The organism is Noviherbaspirillum sp. (assembly GCF_036846085.1).
Taxonomy (GTDB): domain Bacteria; phylum Pseudomonadota; class Gammaproteobacteria; order Burkholderiales; family Burkholderiaceae_D; genus Noviherbaspirillum.
In genome coordinates this window covers 1-3035 of the sequence record NZ_DAIUCO010000382.1, presented here as the reverse complement: position 1 = coordinate 3035, position 3035 = coordinate 1, and the positions used below count along the sequence as shown (strand labels likewise).

5 protein-coding genes are annotated in these 3035 nt (G+C 59.1%); 2 read left to right on the top strand and 3 right to left on the bottom strand.

Going from position 1 to position 3035, the window contains the following annotated elements; translation table 11 throughout:
- Positions 1–966: MCP four helix bundle domain-containing protein (locus tag V7080_RS25015; RefSeq protein ID WP_334191084.1), on the bottom strand; the 966-nt coding region annotated here is incomplete at its 3' end.
- A gap of 273 nt (positions 967–1239) precedes the next feature.
- A complete protein-coding gene (locus V7080_RS25010; RefSeq protein ID WP_334191083.1) occupies positions 1240–1452 on the bottom strand; it encodes a hypothetical protein in 213 nt (70 codons plus the stop codon).
- A gap of 164 nt (positions 1453–1616) precedes the next feature.
- Between V7080_RS25010 and V7080_RS25005 the strand changes: the two genes are divergently transcribed.
- Positions 1617–1829, top strand: a complete 213-nt coding sequence (locus V7080_RS25005; protein WP_326858899.1) for a DUF4177 domain-containing protein — start codon at positions 1617–1619, stop codon at positions 1827–1829.
- Positions 1826–2041, top strand: a complete 216-nt coding sequence (locus tag V7080_RS25000; protein ID WP_334191082.1) for a hypothetical protein — start codon at positions 1826–1828, stop codon at positions 2039–2041. The genes V7080_RS25005 and V7080_RS25000 overlap by 4 nt, the downstream gene beginning before the upstream one ends.
- A gap of 55 nt (positions 2042–2096) precedes the next feature.
- Here the strand turns inward: V7080_RS25000 and V7080_RS24995 are convergent.
- A partial coding sequence (locus tag V7080_RS24995; protein WP_334191081.1) for an alkene reductase occupies positions 2097–3035 on the bottom strand: 939 nt, incomplete at its 5' end.

Here is a 3035-nt window from a genome sequence, read left to right as displayed (position 1 = left end):
CCGGGCATTGTCGGCATTCTGCTGCACCGTCGACGTCAATTGCTCCATGGAGGACGCCGTTTCCTGCAGCATGCTCGCCTGCTGCTCGGTGCGTTCGGAAAGATCGTGGTTGCCGCTGCTGATCTCGCTGGATGCCGTGGCGATCATCTCCGTCCCGTTGCGCACGCGCTCCACCAGTGCCGCCAGCTGGTCCTGCATGGCTTTCATCGCATGCATCAGGCTTTCGCTGCCGGCCGACTTGAGTTCGATACGGCTGGTGAGGTCGCCATGCGCAATCCTGTTGGCGACGTTGGCCGCATAGGCGGGATCGCCGCCCAATTGCCTGCGGATGCTGGTCGAAATCGCAATCGATATGGCCGCGCCGAGCAGAATGCCGAGACCGCCGAGCACGCCCACCAGCCATTGGGTGTTGCGCGCCAGCGCAGTCGTTGCGGTTGTCAGGCTTGCAATCATCGATGCCTGGTAACTACTGAGTTTGCTGATCGTGACGATATAGTCCTCCAGCGCCGGCTCAAGCTTGGAGACGACCAGCGTGCGGGCGTTTACTTCGTTGACGGTTTTCTCCTTGAAGACCTCGTCGCGGGCCTGGATATAGATCTTCCGCTTGGCGCCGACCTGGTCGAGTAGCTGTTTTTCTTGCGCATCCTTTTCCACCGCATCGAGCTTCTTTTGGATTTCCGAAATGCGTGCGCTGGTCTGCTTGATCCTTTCCTGCAACTGCTTCTGCCGCTGCGGATCGTTCGACTCCGCCACCGAGATCGTACGGGCGCCGTTGAGATTGGTATTTGCCGCCCATTCGGAAAACAGGCGCTCCTTCATCATTGCCTGCTCGACGATCGCGGTGATATTCCGGTCCAGCGATTGCACCCGCAGCAGCGCCACGCCGACGATGGCGGTCAGGGTAACGAGAACGGCGGTAAAACCCACGGCAAGGCGTGTTCCGACTTTGATTTCAGAGATGTTCATACGATCGTTAGTTGTAAAAGGCGCGGCCTGGCGGCGCCCTTGGAGTGACAAGGGGGAGATTTGTGCGGACGCCGGGGGACGGCTCGCGATGTTGTTGCATCCGGCCGTCCGCGGTTCGTGGGACGTCGCCGGAAATTCCTCTTTATTCCATTGTATGAAGCCGGATGGCTTCAGAAAGCGATGAACAGAGCGGTAAAACCTTGAGTGATTAAAAAACGTGCAGTCATTTCGTGGCAACGCTGGCAACACGGGATTCGGAATTGCTTGGATCGACTACACCAGTTCAAGGATCACGCCGTTATGCGCGACCTTGCTCAGGTTGGTTGCCGGCATGACCTTGCTGGCGCCGCAGCGTCCGGTCATGAAGACCCAGCCATCGGTGATGGCGGTGACGGTGGCGCGAAAATCGCTCACGCCTGGCGATGCGCATTTGCGTGCAAGGTCGCGGCGGAAGGCAACGGTATCGCCGACTCGGATTCTGCTCATGAATATTGCTCCAGGGATTGACCGGCGTGTAGACCGGTTCCATGTCGCAATGTTCCTGTAAAAAAATAATATCCGGACGGCGACGCTTTTTCGACCTGCCGCGGGACGCTGGTACACTGCGGCGGTTGGCAAAAATGCCACGTTCAATTAACTAGGGAGAAGCGATGAAACAATACAAGGTCGTGATTTATCAGGAAGGCATGCTTGGTTCACTGGTGCTCGGCGCGTCGAAGGTCGATCCGGTGCGCTTCAGTGAATTTCTGAACAAGAATGCTCGCGAAGGCTGGCGTGTCGTCACGATGGAAAAGGATATCCGTCGCATGCTGTTGCTCTGGAAGCGCGAAGCCTACCTTGTGGTCATGGAAAGGGATGCATGAAGGTCGGTGTCATCCTCTGCTGCATGATTGCCGTCGCATGGGTCGTCCTTGCATTGGTCCAGCTCTGGTTCGTGCCGCTTGACGCCGCCGTTTTCATCAAAATATCGATTACCGCCGGCCTGCTGTTCGTCATCGTACTGGTGTTGTCGCTGGTGCTGCGCGAATACCTCACCGACAAGAAACTGAAAGACAGCGGCCACCTCGACGGGTGAGGCGCCGCTGCCGGTATCGATTCTGGATGTGCTCCGGTGCTGCTTGCATCGTTGTTCAGGCAGCCAGCTCCGGGTAGTCGATATAGCCTTCCTGGCTCGAATGATAGAAGGTCTCGGGATTGGGTTCATTCAACGGCGCATCCAGCGCAAAGCGCTTCGGCAGATCCGGATTGGCGATGAACAGTTTTCCATAGGCCACCGCATCGGCTTCGCCGGCCGTCAGCAATTGCTCGCCGGTGGCCTTGGTCATCTTCTCGTTGGCAATATAGATGCCGCCGAATGCTTTCTTTAGTTCCGGACCAAGCCGGTTTTCGCCGAGCGACTCGCGCGCGCAGATGAAGGCGATTCCGCGCTTGCCGAGTTCGCGCACGACGTAGCCGAAGGTTGCCGCCGGGTTCGAATCACCCATGGTGTGCGCATCGCCGCGCGGAGCTAGATGCATGCCGACGCGGGATGCACCCCATACCGAGATGCAGGCATCGGTGACCTCCAGCATCAGGCGCGCCCGGTTCTCGATCGATCCGCCATAGGCATCTGTGCGCTTGTTGGTGCTGTCCTGCAGGAACTGGTCGAGCAGGTAGCCGTTCGCGCCATGGATTTCCACCCCGTCGAAACCAGCCTCCCTGGCATTCTCGGCACCCTTGCGGTAAGCCTCGACGATGCCGGCGATTTCTTCCAGTTCCAGCGCACGCGGGGTCGCGTAGGCGCGTTTCGGACGGACTAGGCTGACATGTCCGCCGGCTGCGATCGCGCTTGGCGCGACCGGCAGCTGGCCGTCGAGGAATACCGGATCGGAAATACGGCCGACATGCCAGAGTTGCAGAAAGATATGGCCACCGGCGGCGTGTACCGCATCGGTGATGTCCTTCCATCCCGCCACCTGCGCATCGGACCAGATGCCCGGCGTATCGGCATAGCCTACGCCGAGCGGGGTCACCGCAGTTGCTTCGCTGAGGATGAGCCCGGCGGATGCGCGCTGCACATAGTATTCACG